This window comes from Cyanobium sp. Copco_Reservoir_LC18, assembly GCF_009834675.1.
Taxonomy (GTDB): domain Bacteria; phylum Cyanobacteriota; class Cyanobacteriia; order PCC-6307; family Cyanobiaceae; genus Cyanobium; species Cyanobium minutissimum.
The window spans coordinates 200,355-226,391 of sequence record NZ_ASAC01000026.1 but is presented as its reverse complement, the minus strand read 5'-3'; the positions used below and the strand labels follow the sequence as shown (position 1 = coordinate 226,391).

Here is a 26,037-nt window from a genome sequence, read left to right as displayed (position 1 = left end):
TGCCAGCATCATCAGGGCCAGGCCGGCCAGCGCTACGCCCCCTCCAACAGCGGGCCCAGCGCCTCCGCCGGTCCACGCCCGGGCTCGAACAGGGGGCCGTCGCCTTCGATCACCCGGCCGTCCGTGAGGACGATCCGGAAGAGGGCATCGCCCAGGGAATCCACCACGATGCAGTGGCGGGCCCGCTCGCTGACGATCGGCAGGAAGCCGGCGAACCAGTCCATGGTGGCCCTGATCCGGTGGGCGGCCTGTTCGTTGTCGTGCTCGAGGCCCCCGTAGGGCAACCGCAGGAACAGGCTGCACCAGGGCTCGCGGCGCTGGTAGTAGAAGGCGTGGCTCTTGAGGCCATGGCCCCAGAAGCCCACGCTGAAGGTGCCGAGGGGAGCGGCGCCCAGGAAGGCATCGATCGTGCTCTGCAGCAGGTAGAGCGGCTCCGTGCCCCGGGCGGTGCCGAACAGGGTCTGCCCCTGCCAGTGCAGCGGCCGATCGGGGGGCAACAGGCTGAGGGGGAAGGGGCCACCGATCCGCTCGGCGTAGAAGGACAGAAAGCTGTCAAGCGTGGGCTCCATCGGTGGGTCTGCGGCGGGATCCATCCTCAACAGCACGGCTGGATAGAGGTGCTTTCCCCTGCGAAGGACCAAGGGCAGTGGAGGTTCGCTGGCGTCACAGCACCCCCAGCCCCGCCTTCAACCCCTCGGTGACAGCCGCCAGAAACGGCAGATCCAGGGTGTCGATCGTGTCGCTCATCCGGTGGTAGTTCGGATTGCGCAGGAAGGAGGTGTCGGTCACCATCACGGCGTCGTAGCCCGCATCCCAGAAGGGGCTGTGGTCGCTCAGGCGCACATCGGGCATCGAGCGGCCGGCGTCGGGCACCGGCAGCACCTTGGTGCTCACGTGCTTCCCCATGCGGCTGGCCAGGCCCGGCAACAGCGCGGCGGCGCCCAGGTTGCCCACCACGGCGATGAAGTCGCCCCGGTCGCCATAGATGGCCCGCATCGCCGGAACCGGATAGCTCTGGTGTTCGCAGGTGTAGGCGAGCATCTCCAGGCTCACCATCAGTTTCAGCTTCTGGCCGCTGGCCCTGAGCTCACCGGCCAGGGCCGTGCTGCCGACCATGCCCCATTCCTCCTGGTCGAAGGCCACGATCCACACCGGTCTCCCGGGCGGATCGGCGGCCCAGTGCCGGGCCAGCTCGATCAGGGCCGCCAGGCCGGAGGCGTTGTCGTCGGCGCCGATGGAGTGCAGGGGGCCGTCGTAGTGGGCCGCCACCAGCAACGGATCCAGCTCCGGGCGCTGGCCGGGGAGCCGCAGGATCAGGTTGGTGCCCGCATCGATGCCTTCCCGGAAGTGGTGCTCCTCCACCGGCCCCAGGGCACCCAGCTGGTCGATCAGATAGGCGCGCACCGCCATCAGTCCCATGGGATCCCAGCGGGCATGGCGGGGCCGGGCCAGGTGCTGCAGATGTTCCAGCAGGGGCGCGGGGTCGGGAGAGGGGTGATCGATGGTGAGGCGGCGACGGGGCACGAAGCTTAATCGCTTGACACCTGCACTGCAAGTGTGGATAATTAGGGGATGGTCAAGGTCTCCGCTCCAGCTGACGCCCTCTACGGCCTCGAGGACCTCCTCCTCGTCGCCGGCAAACTGCTGGACGAGGAGATCTCGCCGCGCACGGTGCGTCTCTATGCCACCCAGGGGCTGATCGATCGCCCCGGCAAGGAGGGGCGCAGCGCGGTGTACGGCCACCGGCACCTGTTGCAACTGGTGCTGGTGCGCGCCCTGGCCCGGCGCGGCCTGAGCCTCTCCGCCATTGCTCCCTTCTGCGTTCTGGCCGACGCCGATCTGGAGCAGCAGCTGGAGCAGCTCGATGGCGAGGGGACGGCGGCCACCGCTCCCTCCGCCAACGAGGCCCTTCAGTACCTGCGGGATCTGCCGTCCACGGCCGATGGCGTCGGTGCTGCGGCAGAGGGAACTTCGTCCTTCGCACGAAAAGCCGCGGCCATGAGCTCCGTTCTCGGGATGCTCAACAAACCCCTGTCCTCCCGTTCCGACCGACCCCCCTCCGGATCCCGCTCCAGCGACAACGGCAGCCGCTGGCTGCGTTTCACCCTCGCCCCCGGCATCGAAGTGCACGTCCGCGACTCCGTGTTGCCTCCCCCCGCCGGCCCCCGGCGCCAGCAATGGCTCCAGCACCTGCTCGACCGGCTCAACGCCCTGCTCGACGACGCCGACCGCTGAATTCTTTCCCCCGTCCCCCCGCTACCTCCACCATGACCCGTCCCACCCTGCGCTTCCGGCCCCTGCGGCCGGCGGTGGCCTCCGATCGCCCGTCGATCCTGGAGCTGCTGCTCACGATCACCCCACCGCCGGCGGCCGCTGAGGCCACCCGGCGCGAGCGGCCGCCGCTCAACCTGGCCCTGGTGATCGACCGCTCCGGCTCGATGGGCGGCACCAAGCTCAGCCACGCCCGCAAGGCGGCCCGCTTCCTGGCCGGGGAGCTCACCGGCCGCGATCGGCTCGCCATCGTCAGCTTCGATGACGAGGTGAACGTGGTGGTGCCCTCCATGCCCGTGGCCGATCCCCAGCCCTTCATCGCCGCGATCAACACGATCCACAGCGGTGGCTGCACGGCTCTCTTCGATGGCTGGCGGGCGGGAGCCACCCAGGTGGCGGAACACCTCGATCCTGCGGCGATGAACCGGGTGCTGCTGCTCTCCGATGGCCAGGCCAACGAGGGCCTCACAAACCTGGACCAGATCGCCGCCAAGGTGGCGGGCCTCACCCAGCGGGGCATCAGCACCAGCGCCTTCGGCCTGGGCGACGACTTCGACGAAGACCTGATGGGGGCGATGGCCGCCGCCGGCGACGGCACCCTGGCCCACATCGAATCCCCGAGCCAGCTGGCCGATCTCTACGCCTCCGAGCTCCAGGGGCTGGCGGCCACCTTCGGGCGGCGGGTGAGCCTTGGCCTGCGGGGCAAGCACGGCGCCGAGGTGGTGGATCTGCTCAACGACCTCAAGCCCACCACCGCCGGCAACCACCAGCTGCCCAACCTGCGCGCCGGCCAGGAGCTCAACGTGGGCCTGCGGCTGGAGCTGCCCGCCTGGGTGCCGAACCAGGAGATCCTCAGCGTGCGGCTGGCCTGGGAGGCCCCCGGCAGCGGCGACCGCGAGAGCCTTGTCGAGCACCTGCAGTTGCCGGTGATGGATTGCGAGGAGCTCAAGCAGCTGGAGCCCGATGACGCGGTGGCCGAACAGCTGGCGCTGCTGCGGGCCAACCAGGAGCGCAGCCGCGTCATCGCCGAACTGGATCGGGGGGATGTCGGCAGCGCCAGCGCCAGCCTGGCCAAGCTGTTCGGCGACCTGTCGGCGATGCCCGCCACCCCGAGGCTCAGCCGGGAACTCGATCTGCTCAGCGAGAAGCTGGCCCTGCTCAAGAGCGATCCCAAGCGCAGCCGCAAGCGCCTGCGCAACGAGTCGCAGCGCTCCAGCCTCAACGTGTGGGAGAGCGACGATGAACAGACCTGAGGTGGTGGCGATCGGGGATGTGCATGGCTGCGCCTCCCTGCTGGAGCAGGAACTCGCCCCACACCTGGATTCCGGCGCTGAGCTGATCTTCCTCGGCGACCTGATCGATCGGGCCCCCGAAGCCGATGGCGACCGGCGGGTGCTGGAGCGGGTGTGGCAGCTGCAGGAGAACCCCGCCGCCTATGGCCTGGCGGCGGTGACCGTGCTGCGGGGCAACCACGAGCAGATGCTGCTGAAGGCGATGGCACCGAGAGCCCCGGATGGGGACGTGGAGCTGTGGCTGTGCAACGGCGCCAACCCCGACCTGCTGCCCCTGGCCCGCGAGCGCCAGGAATGGTTCGAGCAGCTGCCGTACACGGCGATCCGCGGCCGCTATCTGTTCGTGCACGCGGGCGTGCGTCCCGACATCCGCCTGGAGCATCAGGCCACGGACGATCTGATCTGGATCCGGCGGCCGTTTCTGAGCAGGCCCCATGGGTTGCCCTACACCGTTGTGCATGGGCATACGTTCCGGCATGACTTCAAGGTGACGCGGTTGCCGCATCGGATCGGGATTGATACGGGGGCGTATCTGAGTGGAACGCTGACAGCACTGAAGCTGGCGATTCCTTCTCCGCACTCCCAAAACAGGGATACGAGTGGCTAATCCAACTTCATGAATCATTTGAGCCCCCGCCCTACGTTCTGGTCATTCGCTCCTATGGGGATGCTTCCTCAAGCGATAGGGGGGATTCTGGTAACACCGACAGCGAACGAGAGATGACCCAACACTCCGACCCCTCCAGCAGCAGGAACACCCGCTACCGGTTCCGCAACGGCAAGCCCGTTGATCCCAACGAAGGCCTCCACCCGGAAATGGCCGAGGACGCACTCGCAGCACCCCTGTCGTCAGGTATTCCCGCCAGCCCCCAGCAACTGATTGACATGCAGACCCATGGGCGGCGATCCGAGAAGTCCGAACGACCGCAAAGCCCCAAGGTGAAAGAGGTGCTCGATCGGATCGAAAAGCTCGACACCACGGCTCACGAGGACCGGCAGATCGCGCTTGTCCTTTTGCGGCATCTGGAGGCTTTCCACGATGGTGTCGTCGAAGAGATGGAAGGTGACGACACTGCCAGGCACGGCCAGATTGTCGCCTGGGCTATCGATGCCGACCGGCTGATGCGGGCCCGGATGCTGCTGGAGTCGGTGGATCTGGACTGACAACCAGCCCCGTCTGCCCGATCGCCCATCACCATCCCACACCCCCATCATTCACCTGTCATTCACTGTGCCGTCCCTCCCAGAACGCCTGATCACCCCCAGCCAGCTCGCCCTCTTCTGCCGCAGTCCGCGGATCGGTGCCTGGTGGGAGGAACTCAAGGCCAGGGGGCTGTTCACGGGCGAACAACCTCCGGCCTCGGCCCTTGATGAACAGCTGTTCGCCGATGGCCTGCGCCTCGAGCAGGTGTTGCTCGACCAACTGGAGTCCGAGGGCTATCGCATCGCCCGCCTCTCCGGCCAGCAGCGTGAGGCCGACTACGCCGCCACCCGGGCCGCCATGGCAGCGGGCTTCGACTTCATCCACCAGGCCTCACTGAACAACGGCGAGATCCGCGGCTCGGCCGATGTGCTGCGCAGGATTCCCCATCCCTCCGATCTGGGCGACTGGAGCTACATCCCGATCGAATGCAAGCTCGCCAGCAAGCCCCGCACCACCTTCCTGGTGCAGGCCTGCGCCTACGGCGAACTGCTCACCCCCCTGCTGGGGCACCGGCCCGATCGCTTCGAGCTGTTTCTCGGTGGTGGCCGCTTCCTGCCCTACGACATCGATCGTTTCTGGGCCTGGTATCAGCAGCTCCGCAATCGCTACCGCGCGTTCCGCGCTGCCTTCGATCCCGCCGCACCACCGGAGGATGAACCCGGTGACCACGGCAGCTGGAGCACCTTCATTGAAGAGCGGCTGGTGCAGGCCCGGGATCTGGTGCTGGTGGCCAACCTGCGCCAGAGCCAGCGCCTCAAGCTCAAGGCCGCCGGCATCCACACGATCGAGCAACTGAGTGCGCTGGCTCCAGGGTCCACCATCCCTGGCCTGGCCCAGGAGGCTCTCCAAGAACTGCAGCAGCAGGCCGAACTCCAGCTCACCCCCGCCGATGCCGCTGGCCGACCGGCCTATCGGGTTCGTCCCCTGAAGCCGGGTAAGGGTCTGGCCGCCCTCCCCGCGGCCGACCCGGGCGACATTTGGTTTGACATGGAGGGGGTGCACGATGCCGTCGCCGCCAGGAAGCTCGAATACCTCTTCGGCGCCTGCTATCGCGACGCACCCGGGGGCGCACCCCAGTTCAAGGCCTGGTGGGCCCACTCTCCCCTGCAGGAAAAGAAGGCCTTCGAGGGATGGGTTGATTGGGTGGAAGAGCGTCGCCGTCGGTTTCCGGGCCTGCGCATCTACCACTACGCCAGCTACGAGAAGACGGCCATGCGCCGGCTGGCCCAGCAGCACTCCACCCGGGAGACCGTGATCGATGAATGGCTGCGCTCAGGCCTGCTGGTGGATCTGTTGCCGGTGGTCACCAACGCGATCGTGCTGGGCGAGGAGAGCTACTCGATCAAGAAGGTGGAGCACCTCTACATGGAGGCTCGCTCCGCGGAGGTCACCAATGCCGGGGATTCGGTGGTGGCCTACGCCAACTGGCAGGCATCGGGAGAGCCTCCCCGGCCGGGTCCTGCGCCAGAGGCCAGCCCCCAACTCCAGGCGATCGAGGACTACAACCGGGAGGACTGCGAATCCACCGTCTACCTCCATGACTGGCTGCTCCAGCTGCGCTCCGACCAGGGCCTGCCCGAGCAACCCCTTCAGCTGGAGGAAGAAGAAAAGCCCGAGAAGGAACCCTGGCCCCTGGAGGCCCTCGCCGCAGTGCTGATCGCCGAGCTGCCGGAAACGCTCCAGAGCGATCCCGCCGCCGATGCACCGGAAGAACTGCTTCAGGAGCAGGAGCAACGCGGCCCCCGTGGACTGAGCTGGCGGGTGCAGCGGCTGCTGGCGCAGCTGCTCCCCTTTCACCACCGGGAAGCCAAGGTGGCCTGGTGGGGGTACTTCGATCGCAGGCAGAAAGCGCTGGAGACGCCAGGGGATCTGGAGAACGACGGCGAGGCCATCGAGGCGGCCGTGTGGGAATCGATGGAGAGCCGCACCAGCGCCCGCACCGGCGCCGATTACCACAGCTTCCGCTTTGACCCCAGCCAACCGCTCAAGTTGCGCGGCCAACCGGGGCAAAGCGGACTCAATCTCGAGATCCCGGAGGCAGGACTGCAACTGGGGGTGGACGACCTGGACGCGGAGCAGGGTCTGGTGACGCTCAAGTTTCCCTGGAGCAAGCGCGACCGACGTCTGGCCGAGGGGCTCCGTGTGGACCTGCCCCGTACGCCGGTCGGCCTGATCAAGGTGCCCGCCGACATCAGCGAGAGCCTGCGGGAGCGTCTCGATGAACAGGCCCAGGGCTGGGTCCACGGTCACCTGCCCCTGCCCGAGCCCATCCGTCACCTGCTGGAGCGTGAACCTGTGGCGGAGCTGGTGGCGCTCAATGCGCGCGTCCGCACCGAACCCTCAGCGGTGGTTGAGCAGCTCGCCTCCTTCCTTGAGGCCAGCAGCGGCAAAACCCTCGCTTTGCAGGGCCCGCCCGGCACCGGCAAGACCACGGTCACGGCCCAGGTGATCGCCGAACTGGTGCGCCGTGGCCAGCGCGTCGCGATCAGTTCCAATAGCCATGCGGCCATCAACAACCTGCTGCTCAAGACCCAGGCCGTCATCAGCGAGCAAGGCCTGGCCCGGGCGGTGGTCAAGTGCAGGAGTGACAACAGCGAACCAGCCCTGGCGGGCACCCCCATTGCCCTGGTGAAACCCGAGCAGCTCACCGAGGCCATGGCCGTGGTGGGCGGCACCACGTTCATGCTCAGCCGGCCAGACGTGGCCGACGCTTTTGATCTGCTGGTGGTGGATGAGGCGGGACAGGTCTCCCTGGCCAATCTGCTGGTGATGGCCCGCTGCGCCCGTTCGATCCTGCTGGTGGGGGACCAGCAGCAACTGTCCCAGCCCTCCCAGGCCGATCACCCTGGGAATAGTGGTGATTCCTGCCTGGAGTACCTCATGCAGGACGCCCATGTCGTCCCGGCCGATCGGGGCGTGTTCCTGGCCACCAGCTGGCGCATGGAGCCCTCACTCACCGCGATGGTGTCGGCGCTTTTCTATGACGGCCGCCTCCAGGCCAGCCCCGCCAACGTCATCAACCGGATCGACTGGCGGGAGCCCTGCACCGGTAGCCATGGAGCAATCCTGCCCGGCCAGGGGTTGGTGTTCGAGGCGGTGGAGCACACCGGCCGCAGCGTCTGCGCGGAAGAGGAGATCGAGCGCATCGCCCATCTGGTGGAGGGGCTGCTGGGCTCCGGCTACCGCCATGCCTCCGGCAGCGGCGAATGCAGCGGGGTGTTGACCCCTGACGACATCCTGGTGACCGCTCCCTACAACGTGCAGGTGAACTGTCTGCAGCAACGGCTGGGTCATCGTGCGAGGGTCGGAACGGTGGACAAGTTCCAGGGCCAGGAGGCACCGGTGGCCATCCACTCCCTCACCGCCAGCGATGGCGATGCCGCACCCCGGGGCCTGGGTTTCCTGCTGGAACCCAACCGCCTGAATGTGGCCATCAGCCGTGCCCGTTGCCTCTCGATCGTGGTGGGGTCGCCCGGTCTGGTGAGCGGGATTGCCAATACGGTGGAGGAGGCGGAGCAGATCAATCGGTTGTGCCGCTTGGTCCAGGCTTCTATGGAAGATGATCGCCGAGATTGCAACTGAACCATGTTCGATTCCCTTCTCAATCCATTGGGGGAAAGCTTATCCAGATCCATTTCTTTACTGACTTGATCCCTCGGAGGAACCTGTGTCGTTCAACGTCAAGTCTCGGTTGGTCGAGGCGGTGGTCGATTCCGTGCTGGCCAAGCCCTCTGGCTCACGCCACGGAATCACTGGGTTCTGGGTCGCATCGCTGGATCGCGTACGCCATGAGCGCATCCTGAGGATTGGCACGCTCCATGGGCGTCACTTCTTGCTTGCCGCTGAGATTGACCCGATTGCGACCCACGTGATGGACCCAAAGCGTTTTGATGAGTACGTCGAGCACGAGATGCTCAAGCACTCGAACGACAAGGACCCCTTTTCCATAGAAGCAGCTCGCGCCCACGTCCAGGAATGCGTCGAGAAGGGGCGCATCGTCGTCGCCTTCCGGAATGCTCGTGCATTCACTGAAGAATTCAAGAACAATGGGCGCAACTCAATCTGGTATGAGGAAGACCAGTGATCATGAAACCCACCCAACCCATCAGCCGTGCCCATTGCCTCTCGAACACAGTGGCGGCAGCGGAGCAGATCAATCGGTTGTGCCGGATCCTGCAGGAAAGCTTTCGTGGTAGCGGCCAGTGGATTGGTAGCGAATCCGCTGATTGATTGCGTCCATGCTGAAGTCAAACACTTCGCCGTCGTTGAGGTCGATGAACTGACCCGTTAGGAAGAGGCCGTGTTCGATCGTTTCCACCAGCTGGCCATAGTCGATTCGGTAGAGGTGCGCCTGGTTCCCATAGGAGTCCTTGATGGCCGAGAACAGCGCTGAGAGATTCTCGCTGAATTCATCATCGAACACCTCCTCGGAGGACATACCCTCCGGCAGGTTGTAGGCCGTGGGGCGCAGCAAGGGAACCCCGTCCGGCAGCACGACGTCCGGCTCCGGTGCGTAGACCATCGGGCAGCTGCCACGGGTTTCGAGCATCCACTCCAGAAGCCTGTCTAGCCCCTCCGCATCAACGGTCATCAGCGCCACCTCACCGTCCGCGTCCGGCTGGCTCTTCACCCAGTCGATCGCTTCGATGGCGGCCAGGCCGGGGCCTTCGTCCATCCATGGCAAGAGATCCTGCAGGGAACAACCCTGGAATCCCTCCTCCACGAGGCTGTCGATGTTGCGGGTGCTGGTGATGAGCTGCTCGAGCCACCGCTGGGCCACTGGAGGGAGATCGGTCATGGGGTGGCCGGGAGTGAGGGGGCTGTGGACTCTAGCCCCAACCCAACAGTTGCAGTGGCACTGTTGTCCTCATGGGTGGAGGACCTCCGTCTGGGTCATGCTCTGGGGTCTGCTCAGTTTTGGCCTGGCCACCGGATCACTCGCTGAGCAGGGGTTCGATCCGTGCCAGAAGCGCAGGCAGTTGCTCGCTCAGGGTGATTCACACCTCTTCAAGGTCCACGCGGTCATAGGCATGGATCAGCACATCCCGCATCCCGGCCATCTCCCGCCAGGGAATCTGCGGATGCTGCTGACGAACGGTATCGCTCAGCCGCTTGGTGGCTTCTCCAATGATCTCAAGATTGCGTACCACCGCGTCCTGGAGAACGTCGCTGGCAAAAAATGTTTCGCGATCGGGAATGGGAAATCCCTGAACCCGGCGGATGGCGGTGAGGATGTCGAGAAGGGCATCACAGTCCCTGGGCTTCATCACAGGCGAATCGCATCCAGCTCAGCAGAGGCCAGCGCCGAGGGATCGAGATTGCGACGACGAATCAGATCCACACGGCAGTGCAGTGTGTCTTCAAGAGCTTGCTTCAGGGCGATGCGATCGAGCAGACCTGTATGGGGAGGAAGATCCACCAGCAGATCAAGATCGCTGTCGGGTCCAGCCTGATCGCGGGCCACCGACCCAAAGGCCGCCAGATTTGTGGCGCCATGGGCGGTGGCGATCTCCCTGATCCTTGGGGCCTGAGCCAGCAGGTCGACGAGGCGCATGGCAGCCAAGAAGACATCGGGATTGTAAGAGAAGCGGCTGGGTCCGCTTTGCCTATCCCTTGGCGAGAGGGGGACAGCAGGACCGGAAGGCGCCCTCCGGGGCTCACCGCCACCGATGGTCCCAGGGATTGATCAGATCAAGGCCCAGGCCGGTGAAGTCGCTCACGTTGCGGGTGGCCAGTTGGGCGCCCTGGGCCAGGGCGGTGGCGGCGATCACCGCATCGGCCGTGGCGATCGGCCGTCCCAGTTGCTCCCTCCGGACCAGCAGCTCGCCATACCAGTGGGCGGCCTCCCGGTGGAAGGCCAGTACGCGATCCCCCAGCAGGGCCGTCACCAACGTCTGCCAGCTATCCAGCAGGGCCTGCTTGCGGCGACCCTCCGGCAGCCTGGTGAGGCCGTGCAGGATCTCCGCTTCGTTCATCGCCGTGATGCCCACCGCCGCTGGATCGAGACCATCCGCCCAGGCCAGTACCGCCGGCTCCGGCTGGGGCCGCATCAGTTCGGCGATCACGTTCGTGTCGAGAACGATCACGCCGGCTCCTCGGTGAACACGGCGGCCTCCGCCCTGGAAACCCGCGCCGGCAGATCCAGCTCCACCCCGCCGAGGGCGGCGAAGTGGGCGTGGATGCGACTCCCCAGACCTGGGCTGTCAGAGCCAGCGGATTTCGGGAGCACGGCTTCGCGCAGGATCCTGCGGGCTTCCTCCTCCATGGAGTGGCCATGGCGCGCGGCCTGCAGGCGCAGCTGGGCCTTGGTGGCGTCGTCGAGGTTGCGGATCGTGAGGCTGGCCATGACGACGGCCGCGAAGGCATTGCTGGCAGTGCTTGCAACGCTAGCGCTGGAGGTTGAGTTCGAGCGTTGGGCCCTGGCACGCCCAGATCACGCCTCGCTCAGTGCAGCAGGAACACCGCCAGCAGGCCCCAAACCAGGCCGAGCACATGCATGGCGAGGGGGACGGGCTCATGTGGCGGATAGGACGCCAGCAGTCGCGTGCGGCAGAGCTCCTGCTGGGCCAGGAACAGGGCACAGACCAGGGACAGCAGATAGACCAGCAGCACCCCGAGGTGTTCGAGGGTTTCCGCGATGGCGTCCGGCCCCGGCCCGATCAGGTGCTGGGCGAGGTGGAAGATCTGGCCGGGCAGCTCGGCGCTGAGCATGAACACGAAGAACAGGGCCACCCCTTGGCGTCCCAGGCGGGCGATCTGCGCGGCAGACGGGTGCGCCATCGTTCCGGAGCAGGGGTTGCTCAAGTCTGACCCTGGCTGCAGGTGGAGGCGGTGATCCAGATGCCGCTGAGAGCGGAAAAGGTATAAAACAGCTCGCAATGGATTTGAGTTCGACCCGGTCAAGAGCGAGGCCAACCTGGCCAAGCACGGCATCGATTTCGTCAAGGCTCGAGCCCTCTGGAGCGATCCAGCCCTGCTTGAGGTCCCTGCGCGCACAACTGGCGAGCCGCGCTTCCTCGTGATTGGCAAGATCCATCGCCAGCATGGGTCGGCGGTGATCACCTGCCGCGGCTCGACCATCCGCCTCATTTCTGTCCTTCGCTCCCGCCTGGAGGAGGTCCAGCTCTATGCACAGCCCTGAATTCGATCGCCGCTTCGATGCCGGTCAACCCGTGCTGGAGGCGCTCGATCTCGACGGCGCCCGTCGAGCCCCCGTGAAACAGAAGCGGGTCAACGTGGATTTTCCCCTCTGGATGGTCGAGCAACTCGACCGTGAAGCCTCACGCCTCGGCGTGACCCGGCAGTCGATCATCAAGATCTGGCTCGCGGAGCGACTTGAGCAAGGTCGTCCTGACGCGTCCTCTCAGGCCGGTAGCGGACACCCGTCACCGCTGGAGAGCCGCTGAATCCGCTTGCCACCATCACCTGGAGGCGCTGATCAGGGCTGGGGAGCCAGCAGCTCGGTCAGGTAGCTGGAAAGGCGGAACCCAGCCGGATGGGCATAGACGATGTCGGCGATCTTCCAACTGCCGCCCAGGCCGCGCACCAGCTGATAGCGCAGCTGCTGCGGCGCCTCCGAGGGGCGGTTGCGCAGGCCCGCCTGCACCGCCACCCGGGCTTCCAGTCCGCCGCCGGGGGCGGCGGTGCAGCCCAGCACCTTGGCGCCGAAGGTCGACACCTGGGTGCCGCTGAACAGATCGAAATCAACGAAACGGCCGCTGGCCGGATCGAGCCCATAGGCGCGCTGCAGCTTCTGGTACAGCCCATCAGTGAAGCGGCTTTGCTGGCTCTTGATCTCGGTCGGACCACGCATGTCTTGCCGCGCCACCTGCCAGCGGTAGAGGCCATCGAGCTGGGCCTTCACGGGAGCCGGGCAGGGGGTGAGCGCCACGGCCGCCAACAGCGGCATCAGCTGGGGGAGAGGCATGACGGCGTGCTGGCGTGTCTCATCAGTCGTGGTAGCCACCATGGGTCACTACCGGATCAGGGCCTGCCATGGACACCGCACGTCTGTTCCAATCGGGCCCCAGCCAGGCGGTGCGGCTGCCGAAGGCGTACCGCTTGAGCGGTAGCGAGGTGGTGGTGAAGCATTTCGGCAACGGGGTGCTGTTGCTGCCCATCGATGACCCCTGGCAAACCCTGGAGGCCGGGTTGGCCGCCTTCGAGCCGGGCTTTGTGATCACGCGTGAGCAGCCGGAGGGCAGATCTGTGAAGTGATCAGCCCATGATTCTGCTCGACACCAACATCTGCATGACCATCATCAACGCCAAACCAGCCGCGGTACTGGAGCGGCTCGATGCGCAACCGCCAGGCCCTGGAGATGTTCCTGGCCCCTCTCACGATTCTCCCTTTCGACGAGCGCGCTGCCTGGGCCTATGGAAAGCTGCGTGCGGACCTGGAGCGCCGGGGCACTCCCATTGGCTCCCTCGACACGATGATCGCAGCCCATGCCCGGAGCCTGCAGGCCACGCTGATCACCAACAACACCCGGGAGTTTGCCCAGGTGAGCGGCCTGCAGCTGAGCGGGTGAGTCCACCCAGGGCCATGGGGCACCTGCGGCGGTTAGGGATCCGCCAGTAGGCCGGCAGCAGGGCTCGATCAAGGCCAGGAAGGTTTGCCAGGGAACCGTGGCCTCCACCTCATCCAAGAAGCGTTGGCGACGCGTCCTCTTTTTGGCGTGAATGTGCTGGTGGTCCGAAAAGCCCAGCTGGAGGGGGACGGCCTTCGTTCCAGCCTCAGCCAGCCTCAGTCTTGAATCTCGGTTGATCTTAGTACGTTTTTCAGATATTCCCTAGGGTTCAATGCTGCTGGCTCGCTAAAACTGTAATTCGCTGTCATTCGCGCTCAATGGTTCACGCTGAACTTATGGAGCCAGCGATGGAGGTCTCTGCGATCCTCCCATCGAATCAGCTGACCATTCACTTTCAACCCATCGTCTCCCTCAAGCAAGCCTCCGTGGTGGGCCTGGAGGCCCTCGCGCGCCCGGCGCTCATGGGTGTCGGACAGAAGTTCGCCAAGGCCCGCAAGGCTGGGAAGCTGCTGGAGCTGGATCGCCGCTGCCGCATCCGGGCCATGGAGGCCTACCGGGATCTCCACTTGCCCCGGTCCCGGCGCCCCTTTCTGTTTCTCAACTTTGAAACGTCATTGATCGACGAGGGAGTGGAAGGCTCGGGAGCCTTGCTCGAGGCCACCGAAGCCACGGGTCTGCAACCCAGCGACATCGTGATCGAGCTCAACGAAACCAAGGTTCAGGACATGCTGACCCTGAAACGCTTCGTGGAGCGCCATCGCGAATTGGGTTTCCTGATCGCCATTGACGACTTGGGATCCGGCCACAGCAACCTGCCACGCATCGCCGAATTGCGGCCCCACATCATCAAGCTCGACCGCAGTCTCATCGCCGGAGTCGACCGCGACTTTTTCAAGCAGGAAATGATGAAGTCGCTGATCTTACTTGGAAAGACCATCGGCACTCTGGTGCTGGCTGAAGGGGTGGAAACCCAGGCAGAATTGGACACCTGCGCCGCCCTCGGAGCAGAGTTCTTCCAGGGCTATCACTTTGCGCGCCCCAAGCCAGCGGCCAACCTGCACCTGGCGGCCCTGCACCCAGTGCTGATGGAAGCCTCCCGCCGGCAACGGGTCAAAGCCGTGGCCGCCATCCAGGCCCGCCAGATGGAGGGCCTCGATCTGATCCATCTGGCCCGCGAAGGGTGTGAAGGCCTACGTCACATCCCTGCCCAGATGTTCGACGGCGCCCTTGCCCACTGGGTCGGCACCAACACCATGATCGAAGCGGCCTACGTGCTCGATGGCGACGGACTGCAGATCAGCAACACGCACCTGGGCCAGGGTCTCCCCCCGTCAAGGAACCGCCTGTTCACACCCGCCACGCGGGGCACCGACCACGCCAACAAGGAGTATTTCTTCAGCCTGATTGACACGGGTCTCCAGGAGCACATCACGGACACCTACATCAGCCTGGCCACCGGCCAGCGCTGCCGCACCGTGGCCACGAGGTTGGAGCACGCCAGCGGCGCTTCCTTCGTGCTCTGCATTGATCAGCGCCTCAAACCCTGATCTGATCGCCAGAACACCACCAGTCCACGGTCCTGCTGATGCAACGGTCGACTCCAGACCACGAGGCCGTGATCGAGCGGTACCGGGCCAGCCCCCTGCAGGCGCAGTGCAGGCTGATCCCGGCTTGCGCCGCAAGGTTCTTGAGCTGCACGCCCCCATCGTGAGGCCGACGAATCAGGGTGGTCATGCCTGGGGTGTGAGGTCCTGGGAGGGGCGGTGACACCCCGACCCTGGCGACCTCACACCCCTTCGTCGGCTGAACAACCTGCTGAGACAGCACACCTAGGCCGTTGAGCTCAGGGTTGCCCGTGGCCTCAGGCGCACGACGCAAGGCCATGGGTGCATCCCTCCACCGCATACGCCTTGACGCGAGGATGGACCTCCCCGACCCCCACAGATCCGCCATGGCTGCCCTGGCCCTGCCGCCCACCTCGGCCTATCCGAGTGATCCCAAGGCCCTGGAACGGGACCGCCTCGATGCGCTCTATCTGGAGCTGCGCGGCAACTACAAGAGCCTGATGATCAGCCGCGGCATCCACCGCAGCCGGGCCGAACGCCAGGGGGAGCAGCTGCGCGAGCTGAGCCAGCGGCTGCGGACCCTGGCGATGCGGGAGGCGAGCGTGAAGGCGGAGGCCTACGCGATGCTCGAGATCGTCACCGATGTGGTGGAGCATCTGGAGGATGCGGGCGATGAGGTGAGCGTCGCCTTCGGCGAGTATCAGCGAGGCCGGCGGGCGTACAGCGGTGGCGGCGGCATCGCCCGGCTGGTGCAGGCGGTGATCCGCTTCCTGAACCGCTGGCGAGGCGGCAAGGAGCGCTTCGAAGAGCTGTCGGCCCGGCAGCAGGCCCTGAGGGGCGCCCTTGAGACCAACGCTGAGCCGGTCGATGGGCAGGATCGCTGAGGCGCTGCGCAGCAATCTGCGCGAGCTGGCCCAGGCCGATGCCCGGCTGCTGCGGGAGCTGGATGGGGCGCTGCCGACCGATGGGATGGAGGAGCTCACCATCAAGCAGCTCAAGGAGCGTTGCCGTCAGCGGGGGCTCAAGGGCACCAGCGGCCTGCGCAAGGCTGAGCTGATCCGCCGGCTGCGGGATGGGCCGTCGGCACCGGCCGCCCTGCAAGGAAGCAAGCCGACGGGGCTGGAGGCCCGGCTGGATCGCATGGAGGCCCTGCTGCTGCGCATCGCGGCCCACCTGGGGGTGGAGTGACGAGCCAGTGGAGCCGAGCCACCTCATTCGAGGCAAGGGGCTCCCATTGGCCGCGGCTGAGGCGTGCTGGGCTCAAGGAGGAGGAGACGCGTGACCGTTCAGGCCAGGCCCAGCGAAGCCACCAGCGCCATCCAGGAGGCCCTCAATGGGAACGCCCTGCGGCGCAGTCGGTCGGCAAGAGCCGCACGTTCTTTGAACAAACGGCAGGGCGCAGGCTCGCATCGATCTCCACCCCTGGCAAAGGATCGCCCTGGTGCTGCGTGTTTCCGAGCATCCCATGCGATCAGGTGGATGTGCAGGTGGAAAGCCATTCCCTGGAAGTGGCCTTCCGATGTCTGAGTCTCTGGTCATGATCTGCCCTCAGAACGGCCGCTCCTATGCCCTTCCGCTTCCGCCGCAGCGCCCGCCTCGGCCCCCTGCGCTTCAACTTCACAGGCAGCGGCCTCAGCTCCATCTCGGTGGGCGGCCGCGGGGCGTCGTTCAACATCCCGGTGGTCCGCTCCGGCGGCGCCCGCACCACCGTGGGACTGCCCGGCACCGGCCTGAGCTGGAGCGTCGAGCACACCCCCGCCGCGGGCCTGCCCAACAGCCGCCGCCTGCGGCCCGGCCAGCTGGACGCCTTCCAGCAGGAGTGCCTGGGTCTCCTGCAGAAGCAGCTGTTCGCGGCCGGCTCCCGGGGCCGGCAGCTCTGGGAGCTGAACCTGATCCCCCGCCTGCTGGCCGACCCCGCCCTCGGCGTCCGCACCCAGGGCCTGCTGGCCGTGATTGAAACGCCGGAAGCACTGCAGGCCTACCTGCTCCGGGCCCGCAGCCAGGACGACGTCAAGCGCCGGGCCCATCGCTGCGTGGAGGCGGTGCAGGAGGCGCTGCGCCTGGCGAAGGCCCGGGGCTGGCTCGTGGCGTAGGCCGCCGCAGCCCTCACCCCCCCAGCACCCCCCGCACAAACCGATCACCCCACCCCACCGCCGTCGCCCAGTTCTCCGCCTCGCTCAGCCCTGAGCTGCGTGTGGGCTTGAAGCTGTGGTCCCCACTGGGGATCCAGCCCAGCTGCACCGCCGGCGAGAGGCTGTAGCCCTCCACCTCCTCCCGCCGCCCGAACGGGTCCCGCTCCCCCTGCAGGATCAGGGTGGGCGTGCGCAGGGCGGCCAGGTGCTCGGTGCGCAGCTGCAGCGGCTTGCCGGGCGGGTGGAAGGGGTAGCCCAGGCACAGGCAGCCGCGCACCCCGTCGCTGGCGGCCAGCTCGTCCACCAGCAGGCTGGCCACCCGCCCGCCCATCGACTTGCCGCCGATGAACAGCGGCCGCTGGGGGTTCGCATCCGTCTCCAGCCGCACCTGTTGGCGGAAGGCCTCCTGCAGCACCGGCATCCGCTCGGGCCCCTGGCGGCGGCCCGTCTCGCGCATCCGGGCCATGTAGCCGAACTCGAAGCGCACCACCCGCCAGCCCGCCCCGGCCAGTCCGCCGGCGATCGTCGCCATGAAGGGGCTGTCCATCGGTGCCCCGGCCCCATGGGCCAGCAGCACGGTGGCCGGCGCGTCGGCGGGGCCGTCGATCAGGCGGGGGTCGGAGCTGGTGCCCATACAGTCAGACCATGACACGCCGGATCGGCCACATGCTGCGTCGCGCTGCACGGCTTGGGGCCATGGGGGCCTTCCTGCTGCTGGCGGCCGGATCGGCATGGGCGCCCGCATCGGCCTGGGCCGATGGCCGCGGATCCACCCCGGTGCTCCGCCTCGACGGCATCGGCCCGTTGCGTCTCGGCATGGGCCGCGCCGACGCCGTCGCCACCGGCTGGCTCTCCGATCCTGGCCCCGGTTGTGAGCTGGGCGGGCCACCCGTGCCTGTCGTCTACAAGCTCAAGGGGCCCAAGGCCCCGCCCGGCGTCGCCGGCACGGTGCAATTCGAGCAGGGGACACTCCGTGTGATGGCCTTCTCGGCCGGCGTGCGGACGACGTTCGGCGTCGCCCTTCCCGGCGGCACCGTGAACGATCTGGTGAAGCGCGCCCGCGCCGCCGGATTGTCTGCCACCTCGGCCTACGACGAGACCTTCGCCGGGCGGTTCGTCACGGTGAACCGGGGCGGCCAGCAGGTGCTCGGTGCGTTTGCCACCAAGAGCGCGATCGACACGATCGCGGTGCCCTACGTGCCCGTCTGCGAGTAACGCCCGCGAGCCTCCCAGGCACCAGAATCCACGGGCCTGCCTTCCAGCCATGGGCGCCATCCTGCTCACCGTCGTCACCGTGCTGCTGGGTTACGGCCTGGGCAAGGGCGTGCCTCGCCTGGTGCAAGGCTCGGGCCGGCTGGCGCGCCGCTCCCGTTTCAGCCAGCTGGCCTTCGGCTGCCTGCTGCTCGTTCCCTGGCTGGTGGGCATCGCCCTGGTGGTGCAGATCCCCCTGAACTTCGGGCTGCTGCTGCCGGCGATCGGCTACGGGGCCGGCATGGCCTGGGGCCGCCGCAAGGTGGGGCTGTAGCTGTGCGGAACAATCGCCCCTGACGAAAGCCCACGGCCTCTGGCCATAGGCTCGTCCTATCCGTTCTTCCCTGAAGCGATGGCCATGCGTGCCGTGAGCGTCAGCGGTCTCAAGAACAATCCGTCCGAGGCCCTGCGACAGGCGAAGACCGACATGGTCGTGGTGCTCAACCGCGACCATCCCGACGCGCTGCTGATGGGCCTCGACCAGCAGGGGCTGCTGCAGGCGCCGGGAGTCAGGCCAGCCCTGGCCACGGCCCTCTTCCGCGAAGGCGAGCTCTCGCTGGCCCGCGCCGCCCGCGTGGCCGCGATGGACACCGCCACCTTCATCGCCCACCTTTCGCGACTCGGAATCGCGGCGATCCGCCTGACCGAAGCCGAAACCCGCGCCGATCTCGACACCCTGGAGCAATGGCTGCAATCGTCATCAGCGACGCCAGCCCCCTGATTGGCCTGGCCCGTCTGCGGGGCCTGATTCCATCGGCCCGGGCGGTGTTTGTTGGCCTGCACAGCAGTGACTTCCGCATCGCTCCAACCGTGATCACCACCGTTCTGAAGCGCTGCGGGGAAATCGACGACGATTCCACCAGCTGAAACCTCACCGCGGCAACTGCGATTCCAGCTCCCGCAGCCGGCCCTCCAGGGCCTCGATCCGCTCCAGGTAGGTGAGGGCCAGGGCCATCCCGGACACGTTGAGGCCGAAGTCGTCGCGCAGGCGGGCGGCGCGGCGGGCCAGGCGCACGGTGCGCACATGGAACGTCCAGACCGGCGCGTGCTGGGCGCAGCGGAACACCCCGAACTGCACCAGCTCGCTCACCTCCTCGTGGCACAGGCCCGAAGCGGCCAGCAACTCATCGAGCGCCACGGTGCAGGCCTCGTCGTCGTCGGGGATCAGCAGGTCGTCAGCCATCGGTGGGTCCTTCGAGGTGGTGGCGGGGGCTGAAGGAGGAAGCTTCGGCGAGTTCGCGGTACAGCGCCTGCTCCCGCTCACCGATCGTTTCGGGCAGGACGATCTGAATCACACCGTAGAGATCGCCCGCGCCCTCGCGCCGGTGGGGCAGGCCCTTGCCGGCCAGGCGCAGCTTCTGGCCGCTGCGCATCCCCGGCTTGAGGCTCACCGCCACCGGGCCATCGAGGCTGGGCACCGTGATCGCGGCCCCCAGGGCCGCCTCCCAGGGGGCGATCGGCAGCTCCAGGTAGAGGTCGTGGCCCACGGCCCGGAAGCGGGGATGGGGCGCCAGCCGCACCTCCAGATAGAGATCGCCGGGGGCACCGCCGGCGATGCCGTCGCCCCCTTTGCCCGGCACCCGCAGCCGCTCCCCCTCCACCACGCCACGGGGCACCCGGATCCGGCCGCTGCGGCTCTGCTTCTCCACCCGGCCATCGGCCCCCAGCACCGGAACGCTGAGCGAGAACGACACCTCGGTGCCGCGGGCGGCCTGCTCGAGGGTCAGCTCGGTGGCCACCTCCACGTCCTGGCCGCGGATCGGGAACGCGGCCCCCTGCCCCCGGGGGCCGCCGGCGCCACTGAAGCCCCCGCCACCAAAGCCGCCACCACTGCCCCGGCCGAAGCCCATCTGCTCGAACAGATCGGCCAGGTCCACCTCCTGCGGACCGCCGCCGCCGCGCGAGAAGCGTGTCTCCCACTCCGGCGAGGGATGGAATTCATCGCCGGGACGGTGGCGGCCGAGGTCGTCGTAGGCCTGGCGTTTCTCCGGATCCGAGAGGGTCTGGTAGGCCTCGCTGATCTCCTTGAACTTCTCTTCGGCGCCCTCCTCCTTGGCCACATCGGGGTGGTACTGGCGTGCCAGCTTGCGGTAGGCCTTCTTGATCTCCTCGGCGCTGGCGCTGCGCTCCACCCCCAGGCTGGCGTAGTAGTCCTTGAACTTCATCGCAGCGTCCCCGCCCGGTGCCCGGGATCGGGGCCATCCTCCTATGCCCCTGCTGATCGCCCTGGCGGCGGTGGCCTTTCTCTATGCCTCGGTGGGCCATGCCGGCGCCTCCGGCTACATCGCGGTGCTGGCCCTGGCGGGCCTGCCGGCCCCGGAGATCCGCGCCATCGCCCTGGTGCTCAACGTGCTGGTGGCGAGCGTCGGCACGCTGCAGTTCGTCGCGGCCGGCCACTTCCGCCGGGATGTCTTCGTGCCCCTGGCCCTGGCGTCGGTGCCGGCGGCCCTGGTCGGTGGGGCCATCGCCCTGCCGGCGGCCCTGCTGCGCCAGCTGATCGGGGCGGTGCTGCTGTTCTCCGCCTGGCGACTGGCCGGTGGCGCCACCCCGAGCGATCCGGGGGCGATGCGGGTGCCCCGCCGCCCGGTCGTGGCCCTCACCGGCGGCACCCTGGGCCTGCTGGCGGGCCTCACCGGCACCGGCGGCGGCATCTTCCTGACGCCCTGGATGATCCTGCGCTCCTGGCTGCTGCCGAAGCAGGCGGCGGCCGTGTCGGTGGCCTTCATCTTGGTGAACTCGCTCGCCGGCCTGGCGGGCCTGCTGCTGCGCCAGGGCGTCGCCGCCCTGCCGGAACCTGGGGCTCTGGCTCCGCTGGCGGCGGTGGTGCTGGTCGGCGGCACGCTGGGGGCCTACGGCGGCAGCCGGCGCTTTTCGCCGCTGTGGATCCGCCGCCTGCTGGCCGTGGTGCTGGTGATCGCCGCATGGAAACTGCTGGCCGGCTGAACCTGGGGCGGCCGTTCAGCCGGTCGGGCGGGGCTGGAACTGGCGCCGCAGCCACAGCGACACATAAACCAGCGCCACCAGCACCGGCACCTCGATCAGCGGGCCCACCGATCCGGCCAGGGCCTGGCGGGAGCTGACCCCCCAGACGCTGATGCTGACGGCGATGGCCAGCTCGAAGTTGTTGCCGGCGGCGGTGAACGCCAGGGTGGCTGTTTTCGGGTAGCTGAGCCCGTTGCGGCGCCCCACCGCGAACGCCACGCTCCACATGATCGCGAAGTAGAGCAGCAACGGCACCGCCACGCCGGCCAGCCGCAGCGGATCGGCGGTGATCGCCTGGCCCTGCAGGGCGAACATCACCACGATCGTGAACAGCAGGCCGTAAAGCGCGAACGGGCTGATGAAGGGGAGGAAGCGCTGCTCGTACCAGCGGGGGCCTTTGAGCCGCAGGCCGATGCGGCGGCTGAGGTAGCCCGCGGCCAGCGGCAGCCCAAGGAACACCAGCACCGCCGCGGCGATCTCCACCATCGAGAAGGCCACATCCTGGGTGGCCAGCCCCAGCCAGCCGGGCAGGATCTTGAGGTAGAAGCCACCCAGCAGGGCATAGGCCAGCACCTGGATGATCGAATTGATCGCCACAAGCAGGGCGGCCGCCTCCCGGTCACCCTGGGCCAGATCGATCCAGATCAGCACCATGGCGATGCAGGGGGCCAGGCCGATCAGGATCAGGCCGGTGCGGAACTCCGGCTGCGTGGGCAGGAACAGCCAGGCGAGGGAAAACATCAGCGCCGGCCCCAGCCCCCACACCAGCAGCAACGAGAGCCGCAGCAGGCGCCGATCCCGCGCCGCCCGGCCCAGCTCCTCGTAGTGCACCTTGGCCAGCACCGGGTACATCATCAGCAGCAGCCCCAGGGCGATCGGCAGGGAGGTGTTGCCGATGCGCACGGCATCGAGCCAGCCCTGGATGGCCGGGAACCAGCGGCCCAGCAGCAGGCCGCCGGCCATCGCCAGCAGGATCCAGAGGGGCAGGTAGCGGTCGAGCAGCGACAACCGGGCCAGCACGGCCCTGTCCTCGTCCATGCGATGACCCCGCTGATTGCATCAACACTAGTTGATCGATTTCTGGCGTCTGCGGCCCTCGCTGACATTGCTTTCCGTGAGGGACGGCCAGCCATGGGGGGCCTCGCCGTCCACCACCTGCAGACTGCGCCCGGCCCCACCACCGAGCGCTTCGCCGCATGACCCGTCCCGATGCCCTGCTGGTGACCCAGGCCGTCTCGGCCGCCGCCGCCGTCCTGAACGTCCAGGCGATCACCCGGCTCTCGGTGTACCGGGCGCCCCAGTCGATCCGGATGCTGATCGAGCTGCGCTTCGCCTCGGTGCCGGTGGTGGAGCTGTTCCGCCTGGTGTCGGGGGACCCGCGGCTCGACATGGTGCCGGCGAATCTCGAGGCCGTGCGCTTTCCGCTGCTCGCCGGGGCGGGAACCCGGTTCTTCGTGGCCTTCGAGGGGCTGCGCCCCGCCAGCCGCTACTGGTACCAGATCCAGGCGGGCGGTGGACGGGTGGTGCGGCTGGGATCCCTGATGACGGGCTGGGCGGCCACCCTCGATCGCCTGGTGGAGTTCGATTTCAGCGTCGCCACGCTGACCATGGACGGCGACGGGGGCAGCCGCGGCGAGGTGGCGTTCTGCGCCGTCATCTACGACGGGGAGGGGGAACGGCGCCGGGTGTTCGGCGCCCGCGAAAGCCGCTCCGACGGCGGTGGGCTGCCCTTCTCGCCCCGCTATCCCCGCCCGGCGGGTCCCCCCTTCTCGCTGCGCGCCGCCCCCGACAACCTCACCCTGCTCTGCGGCGCCGATGAGGACGACCAGTCGGATCTGTCCTTCGGGCTCAACCTCGACCCCGGCGGCGGCTGGATCCCCGTCTCCCCGCCCGCGGGCCCGGACTCCGGCGCGACCGAGAACCACGACTTCGCCTACGCGGTGCACCAGCTCACCAACCTGCCGACCACGCCAGGCAGCACCGAACTGGACCCCATCCTTTTCCGCACCCGGCCCGGCCTGCTGGCCTTCGATGCGGTCTGGTCGGTGCGCGTCAGCGTCCTCGATCCGTTCCCCACCGCCCGGGAGGTGATCCCCCGCCTCACCCCCCGGCAGCGGCTGCTGGCGCCGGGGGAGGGAGCCCGCCTGCTCGGTCCCGATGGCCGCCGCCGCCTGATCGCCCTCAGCCAGGACGGGGTGCGGATCGGCACCGGCCGCCGCGACCGGGAGCGCTGGACCCTGCTGCAGGGGCCCCGGCCGCGTCGGCTGCTGCTGGAGGCCGGCCCCGACGGCGGGCTGGATCTGGTGCTCTGGGACGGGGAGGGCCAGGTCCATGCCGCCCTCGATGGGCTGGGCGGCGGTGGCTCTGGCGAGCTGGAGGGCCCCGCCGCCTGGATTCCCCTCGGCGGCCCTTTTGCCGCCCCTCCCCTGGCGCTGCGCGATGGCCAGGGCCAGCTGCAGCTGTTCGCCATTGATGGGGAGGGCCTGCTGCGCTGCCGGCCCGTCGACCGCGAACCCCGCGACTGGCGGGCCATCGGCGGACCGTTCCGGGGCACCCTGGTGGGCTGGGAGCCGCAGGATGGCCCCCTCACCCTGGCGGCGGAGGACGGCGACGGCCGCTTCTGGGTGGGCACCGCGGCGGGCGACAACTGGCGGCCCTACGGCGCCGGCCACCGGCACCTGGTGGCCGGCTATGGCGAGGCCGGCGGGGATGGCCGGCTGGTGGCGATCGACGACGACGACGCCCTCTGGGTGCGGCGGCTGGATCCCGACGCCGACTGGGAGGCACTGGGCTCGCTGGAGGAACCCCCCGCTGTGTCCCCGGAAGCCCCGCCAGCGTCGGGCTGCGGGGAGCAGGGATAGCGCCGGCGACCGCCGGAGCTCTGGGCAGGGCCCTCCTCCCTGCTCGCCAGTCCGGCTATCCGCCTCGGCCCACGGCTTGGGTCAGAAGATCGCCAGCTGGTCCAGTTGGCCCCTGAAGCCCGTGATGTCCAGGAGGGCGTCCCTGGTGAACGAGAAACCCGCTTCGCCGTCGTTGATCGCCAGGAAGGTACGCAGGCTGCCGCCGCGATCGGTGAAGGTGAAGGTGGCAGCTCCACCGCTGGAAGTGGCGGTCAGAGCCGGAAAGCTGGCAGGGGTGAGCAGCTCGGCGATGGCAGCCGCACTGAGTTCCGACACCTCAGCAAGGACGGCGGGATTCACGGCCTCGGAGGGGCGGCGTGCCACCGGCGCATCGATGGTGTCGAGGCCGGTCATCAGATCGGTGATGCGATCGATGGGCACGTCGGGAGTGGCAGGCAGCAGGGATTGAGCCAGGGAGGTGATCAGGAACGTGTCGGCGCCGTTGCGGCCGGTGAGCTGATCCACGCCGCTGGTGAACGGGAGGACGTCGTTGGCGGCGGTGCCCGTCACGGTGTTGAGGGTGCGGACGTCGTAGGTGCTGGTGCCGGCAAAGGGGTTCCCCGCGGCATCGGTCAAGGACCCCGCAGGAAGGGTGAGGACGTAACGGGTGTTCGGCGCCAGGTCGCGGGTGGGGTTGATCGTCAGCAGCGGGCCGCGGATCGTTATCCGTGAACTCGTGGCGGCATCGAAGCTTTCGCTGATGGGTCCCGTGGCCGAACCCACCCGTAACTGGATCGTGCCTGAACCGCGCTGAATGGTCTCCGAGAAGCGAAGGATGAAGTTCGCGCCAGGGTCGACACCTTCGGCGCCGTCGGCGGGACGGGTGGCAGTCAGTGTCGCTGCGGTGGTGTCGAGGGTGAAACGGTGGACTGCCGAGGAGGAGCCGAGATTGCCGGCGGCATCCGTCACCCGAGCGGTGAGGGCATAGATGGTGCCCGCGGTGGCGGGAAGACTCGGGGTGAATGACCAGGTTCGGTTGGTGTTGTTCACCGGGGCCGTGCCCAGCAGGGTGGCGCCGTTGTAGAGGCGGAGGGTTTCGCCGCGGGCGAGCGCTTCGCTGAGGGTGCCGGTGATGGTGGGGGTCCTGTCATCGGTGCGACGGCCGGGGCCGACCGTGCCCTGGATCGGCCCGGCGTTGTCGCTGATGAGCTGGATCGCTGCGGTTTTGCTCGGCGGGGTGGTGTCGAGGGTGAACCGGCGGACTGCTGAGGAGGAACCGAGATTGCCGACGGCATCCGCCACCCGAGCTGTGAGGGCATAGGTGGTGCCCGCCGTGGCGGGAAGTCTCGGGGTGAATGACCAGGTTCGGGTGGTGTTGTTCACCTGGGCCGTGCCCAGCAGGGTGGTGCCGTCGTAGAGGCGCAGGGTTTCGCCGTTGACGAGCGCTTCGCTGAGGGTGCCGGTGATGGTGGGGGTCCTGTCATCGGTGCGACGACCTGGGCCGACCGTGCCCCGAATCAGCCCGGCGTTGTCGCTGATGAGCTGGATCGCTGCGGTTTTGCTCGGTGGGGTGGTGTCGAGGGTGAAACGGCGGATGGCCGATGGGGCGCCGAGATTGCCGGCGGCATCCGCCACCCGAGCGGTGAGTGCATAGATGGTGCCCGTGGTGGCGGGAAGACTCGGGGTGAATGACCAGGTTTGGGTGGCGTTGTTCACCTGGGCCGTGCCCAGCAGGGTGGTGCCGTCGTAGAGACGCAGGGTTTCGCCGTTGACGAGCGCTTCGCTGAGGGTGCCGGTGATGGTGGGGGTCCTGTCATCGGTGCGACGACCTGGGCCGACCGTGCCCTGGATCAGCCCGGCGTTGTCGCTGACCGCCCTGATCGACGCCCTCGCCTGGGGTTCCGAAGTGGCCAGCGTGAAGGAGCGCAGAGCGGAGGGTGCGCCGAGGTTGCCAGCGGCATCGACGACT

At 67.9% G+C, this 26,037-nt stretch carries 33 protein-coding genes and 1 pseudogene; 20 read left to right on the top strand and 14 right to left on the bottom strand.

What is annotated here, in order from left to right; genetic code table 11:
• Positions 1 to 32: 32 nt before the first annotated feature.
• Positions 33 to 569, bottom strand: a complete 537-nt coding sequence (locus tag L107_RS15530; RefSeq protein ID WP_159820304.1) for a hypothetical protein — start codon at positions 567 to 569, stop codon at positions 33 to 35.
• Positions 570 to 663: 94 nt separating this feature from the next.
• Positions 664 to 1,524: a M20/M25/M40 family metallo-hydrolase gene (locus L107_RS15525; RefSeq protein WP_236550730.1), complete on the bottom strand. Its 861-nt coding sequence runs from the start codon at positions 1,522 to 1,524 to the stop codon at positions 664 to 666.
• A gap of 48 nt (positions 1,525 to 1,572) precedes the next feature.
• On the opposite strand from L107_RS15525, the gene L107_RS15520 reads away from it, so the two are divergent.
• The 6 genes from L107_RS15520 (at position 1,573) to L107_RS15495 (ending at position 8,851) form a co-directional block, all read left to right on the top strand.
• Positions 1,573 to 2,235 (top strand): MerR family transcriptional regulator, encoded by a 663-nt coding sequence (locus L107_RS15520; RefSeq protein ID WP_159820302.1) that lies wholly within the window; start codon positions 1,573 to 1,575, stop codon positions 2,233 to 2,235.
• Between the two features lie 32 nt (positions 2,236 to 2,267).
• Positions 2,268 to 3,524 carry a VWA domain-containing protein gene (locus tag L107_RS15515; RefSeq protein WP_159820300.1) on the top strand — a complete coding sequence of 419 codons (1,257 nt, stop codon included), beginning with the start codon at positions 2,268 to 2,270 and terminating at the stop codon, positions 3,522 to 3,524.
• Positions 3,511 to 4,170, top strand: a complete 660-nt coding sequence (locus tag L107_RS15510) for a metallophosphoesterase family protein (protein WP_159820298.1) — start codon at positions 3,511 to 3,513, stop codon at positions 4,168 to 4,170. The genes L107_RS15515 and L107_RS15510 overlap by 14 nt, the downstream gene beginning before the upstream one ends.
• A 113-nt stretch (positions 4,171 to 4,283) precedes the next feature.
• Positions 4,284 to 4,727 carry a hypothetical protein gene (locus tag L107_RS15505; protein ID WP_159820297.1) on the top strand — a complete coding sequence of 148 codons (444 nt, stop codon included), beginning with the start codon at positions 4,284 to 4,286 and terminating at the stop codon, positions 4,725 to 4,727.
• 67 nt (positions 4,728 to 4,794) lie between these two features.
• A complete protein-coding gene (locus L107_RS15500) occupies positions 4,795 to 8,349 on the top strand; it encodes a TM0106 family RecB-like putative nuclease (protein WP_159820295.1) in 3,555 nt (1,184 codons plus the stop codon).
• A gap of 85 nt (positions 8,350 to 8,434) precedes the next feature.
• The gene (locus L107_RS15495; protein ID WP_159820293.1) at positions 8,435 to 8,851 is read left to right on the top strand and encodes a hypothetical protein; all 417 of its coding nucleotides are present in this window, start codon (positions 8,435 to 8,437) and stop codon (positions 8,849 to 8,851) included.
• 69 nt (positions 8,852 to 8,920) lie between these two features.
• Here the strand turns inward: L107_RS15495 and L107_RS15490 are convergent, their stop codons facing one another.
• From L107_RS15490 to L107_RS15465, 6 genes are all read right to left on the bottom strand, one after another.
• On the bottom strand, positions 8,921 to 9,565 hold the full coding sequence (locus L107_RS15490; RefSeq protein WP_159820291.1) for a hypothetical protein: 645 nt from the start codon (positions 9,563 to 9,565) through the stop codon (positions 8,921 to 8,923).
• A gap of 199 nt (positions 9,566 to 9,764) precedes the next feature.
• Positions 9,765 to 10,034, bottom strand: coding sequence for a DUF86 domain-containing protein (locus tag L107_RS15485; protein WP_159820289.1), 270 nt, complete (start codon positions 10,032 to 10,034; stop codon positions 9,765 to 9,767).
• Positions 10,034 to 10,321: a nucleotidyltransferase domain-containing protein gene (locus tag L107_RS15480; protein WP_159820287.1), complete on the bottom strand. Its 288-nt coding sequence runs from the start codon at positions 10,319 to 10,321 to the stop codon at positions 10,034 to 10,036. The genes L107_RS15485 and L107_RS15480 overlap by 1 nt, the downstream gene beginning before the upstream one ends.
• A 103-nt stretch (positions 10,322 to 10,424) precedes the next feature.
• On the bottom strand, positions 10,425 to 10,853 hold the full coding sequence (locus L107_RS15475) for a type II toxin-antitoxin system VapC family toxin (protein WP_159820285.1): 429 nt from the start codon (positions 10,851 to 10,853) through the stop codon (positions 10,425 to 10,427).
• Positions 10,850 to 11,113 (bottom strand): plasmid stabilization protein, encoded by a 264-nt coding sequence (locus tag L107_RS15470; protein ID WP_159820283.1) that lies wholly within the window; start codon positions 11,111 to 11,113, stop codon positions 10,850 to 10,852. The genes L107_RS15475 and L107_RS15470 overlap by 4 nt, the downstream gene beginning before the upstream one ends.
• 98 nt (positions 11,114 to 11,211) lie before the next feature.
• The gene (locus L107_RS15465) at positions 11,212 to 11,547 is read right to left on the bottom strand and encodes a hypothetical protein (RefSeq protein WP_159820281.1); all 336 of its coding nucleotides are present in this window, start codon (positions 11,545 to 11,547) and stop codon (positions 11,212 to 11,214) included.
• Between the two features lie 121 nt (positions 11,548 to 11,668).
• Here L107_RS15465 and L107_RS15460 point away from each other — a divergent pair.
• Both L107_RS15460 and brnA read left to right on the top strand, forming a co-directional pair.
• A pseudogene (locus L107_RS15460) lies at positions 11,669 to 11,908 on the top strand (BrnT family toxin); the annotation flags it as partial.
• Positions 11,895 to 12,173: a type II toxin-antitoxin system BrnA family antitoxin gene (gene brnA, locus L107_RS15455; protein WP_236550729.1), complete on the top strand. Its 279-nt coding sequence runs from the start codon at positions 11,895 to 11,897 to the stop codon at positions 12,171 to 12,173. The pseudogene L107_RS15460 and the gene brnA, both read left to right, overlap by 14 nt.
• A gap of 32 nt (positions 12,174 to 12,205) precedes the next feature.
• Here the strand turns inward: brnA and L107_RS15450 are convergent, their stop codons facing one another.
• Positions 12,206 to 12,694 carry a hypothetical protein gene (locus L107_RS15450; protein ID WP_159820279.1) on the bottom strand — a complete coding sequence of 163 codons (489 nt, stop codon included), beginning with the start codon at positions 12,692 to 12,694 and terminating at the stop codon, positions 12,206 to 12,208.
• Positions 12,695 to 12,762: 68 nt separating this feature from the next.
• Here L107_RS15450 and L107_RS15445 point away from each other — a divergent pair, with 68 nt between their 5' ends.
• From L107_RS15445 to L107_RS15420, 6 genes are all read left to right on the top strand, one after another.
• A complete protein-coding gene (locus L107_RS15445) occupies positions 12,763 to 12,984 on the top strand; it encodes an antitoxin (RefSeq protein ID WP_159820277.1) in 222 nt (73 codons plus the stop codon).
• Between the two features lie 80 nt (positions 12,985 to 13,064).
• Positions 13,065 to 13,298, top strand: coding sequence for a type II toxin-antitoxin system VapC family toxin (locus L107_RS15440; protein ID WP_236550728.1), 234 nt, complete (start codon positions 13,065 to 13,067; stop codon positions 13,296 to 13,298).
• Between the two features lie 317 nt (positions 13,299 to 13,615).
• Positions 13,616 to 14,845 carry an EAL domain-containing protein gene (locus L107_RS15435; RefSeq protein WP_159820275.1) on the top strand — a complete coding sequence of 410 codons (1,230 nt, stop codon included), beginning with the start codon at positions 13,616 to 13,618 and terminating at the stop codon, positions 14,843 to 14,845.
• A gap of 404 nt (positions 14,846 to 15,249) precedes the next feature.
• The gene (locus L107_RS15430; RefSeq protein ID WP_159820273.1) at positions 15,250 to 15,747 is read left to right on the top strand and encodes a hypothetical protein; all 498 of its coding nucleotides are present in this window, start codon (positions 15,250 to 15,252) and stop codon (positions 15,745 to 15,747) included.
• Complete coding sequence (locus L107_RS15425) at positions 15,731 to 16,051, top strand: SAP domain-containing protein (RefSeq protein WP_159820271.1); 321 nt, start codon at positions 15,731 to 15,733, stop codon at positions 16,049 to 16,051. The genes L107_RS15430 and L107_RS15425 overlap by 17 nt, the downstream gene beginning before the upstream one ends.
• Before the next feature lie 377 nt (positions 16,052 to 16,428).
• Complete coding sequence (locus L107_RS15420; RefSeq protein WP_159820269.1) at positions 16,429 to 16,956, top strand: DUF4236 domain-containing protein; 528 nt, start codon at positions 16,429 to 16,431, stop codon at positions 16,954 to 16,956.
• Between the two features lie 13 nt (positions 16,957 to 16,969).
• Here the strand turns inward: L107_RS15420 and L107_RS15415 are convergent, their stop codons facing one another.
• Positions 16,970 to 17,629 (bottom strand): alpha/beta family hydrolase, encoded by a 660-nt coding sequence (locus L107_RS15415; protein WP_159820267.1) that lies wholly within the window; start codon positions 17,627 to 17,629, stop codon positions 16,970 to 16,972.
• 32 nt (positions 17,630 to 17,661) lie between these two features.
• Between L107_RS15415 and L107_RS15410 the strand changes: the two genes are divergently transcribed.
• From L107_RS15410 to L107_RS15395, 4 genes are all read left to right on the top strand, one after another.
• Positions 17,662 to 18,210, top strand: a complete 549-nt coding sequence (locus L107_RS15410) for a hypothetical protein (protein WP_236550726.1) — start codon at positions 17,662 to 17,664, stop codon at positions 18,208 to 18,210.
• A 49-nt stretch (positions 18,211 to 18,259) separates the two neighbouring features.
• Complete coding sequence (locus L107_RS15405; protein ID WP_159820263.1) at positions 18,260 to 18,520, top strand: hypothetical protein; 261 nt, start codon at positions 18,260 to 18,262, stop codon at positions 18,518 to 18,520.
• 78 nt (positions 18,521 to 18,598) lie between these two features.
• Complete coding sequence (locus L107_RS15400) at positions 18,599 to 18,967, top strand: UPF0175 family protein (protein WP_236550725.1); 369 nt, start codon at positions 18,599 to 18,601, stop codon at positions 18,965 to 18,967.
• Positions 18,931 to 19,113, top strand: coding sequence for a DUF3368 domain-containing protein (locus L107_RS15395; protein ID WP_159820261.1), 183 nt, complete (start codon positions 18,931 to 18,933; stop codon positions 19,111 to 19,113). The genes L107_RS15400 and L107_RS15395 overlap by 37 nt, the downstream gene beginning before the upstream one ends.
• Before the next feature lie 4 nt (positions 19,114 to 19,117).
• Here L107_RS15395 and L107_RS15390 read toward each other — a convergent pair whose 3' ends face one another.
• Positions 19,118 to 19,429 carry a chaperone modulator CbpM gene (locus L107_RS15390; RefSeq protein ID WP_159820259.1) on the bottom strand — a complete coding sequence of 104 codons (312 nt, stop codon included), beginning with the start codon at positions 19,427 to 19,429 and terminating at the stop codon, positions 19,118 to 19,120.
• Positions 19,422 to 20,411 carry a DnaJ C-terminal domain-containing protein gene (locus tag L107_RS15385; protein WP_159820257.1) on the bottom strand — a complete coding sequence of 330 codons (990 nt, stop codon included), beginning with the start codon at positions 20,409 to 20,411 and terminating at the stop codon, positions 19,422 to 19,424. Before L107_RS15385 ends, L107_RS15390 begins: the two co-directional genes overlap by 8 nt.
• Before the next feature lie 43 nt (positions 20,412 to 20,454).
• On the opposite strand from L107_RS15385, the gene L107_RS15380 reads away from it, so the two are divergent.
• The gene (locus L107_RS15380; protein ID WP_159820255.1) at positions 20,455 to 21,189 is read left to right on the top strand and encodes a sulfite exporter TauE/SafE family protein; all 735 of its coding nucleotides are present in this window, start codon (positions 20,455 to 20,457) and stop codon (positions 21,187 to 21,189) included.
• A 15-nt stretch (positions 21,190 to 21,204) separates the two neighbouring features.
• Here the strand turns inward: L107_RS15380 and arsB are convergent, their stop codons facing one another.
• Positions 21,205 to 22,266, bottom strand: a complete 1,062-nt coding sequence (gene arsB / locus L107_RS15375; protein WP_159820253.1) for an ACR3 family arsenite efflux transporter — start codon at positions 22,264 to 22,266, stop codon at positions 21,205 to 21,207.
• 158 nt (positions 22,267 to 22,424) lie between these two features.
• Here arsB and L107_RS15370 point away from each other — a divergent pair, with 158 nt between their 5' ends.
• The gene (locus tag L107_RS15370) at positions 22,425 to 24,089 is read left to right on the top strand and encodes a hypothetical protein (protein ID WP_159820251.1); all 1,665 of its coding nucleotides are present in this window, start codon (positions 22,425 to 22,427) and stop codon (positions 24,087 to 24,089) included.
• 81 nt (positions 24,090 to 24,170) lie between these two features.
• Here the strand turns inward: L107_RS15370 and L107_RS15365 are convergent, their stop codons facing one another.
• The gene (locus L107_RS15365) at positions 24,171 to 25,919 is read right to left on the bottom strand and encodes an Ig-like domain-containing protein (protein WP_255451630.1); all 1,749 of its coding nucleotides are present in this window, start codon (positions 25,917 to 25,919) and stop codon (positions 24,171 to 24,173) included.
• Between the last annotated feature and the right edge of the window lie 118 nt (positions 25,920 to 26,037).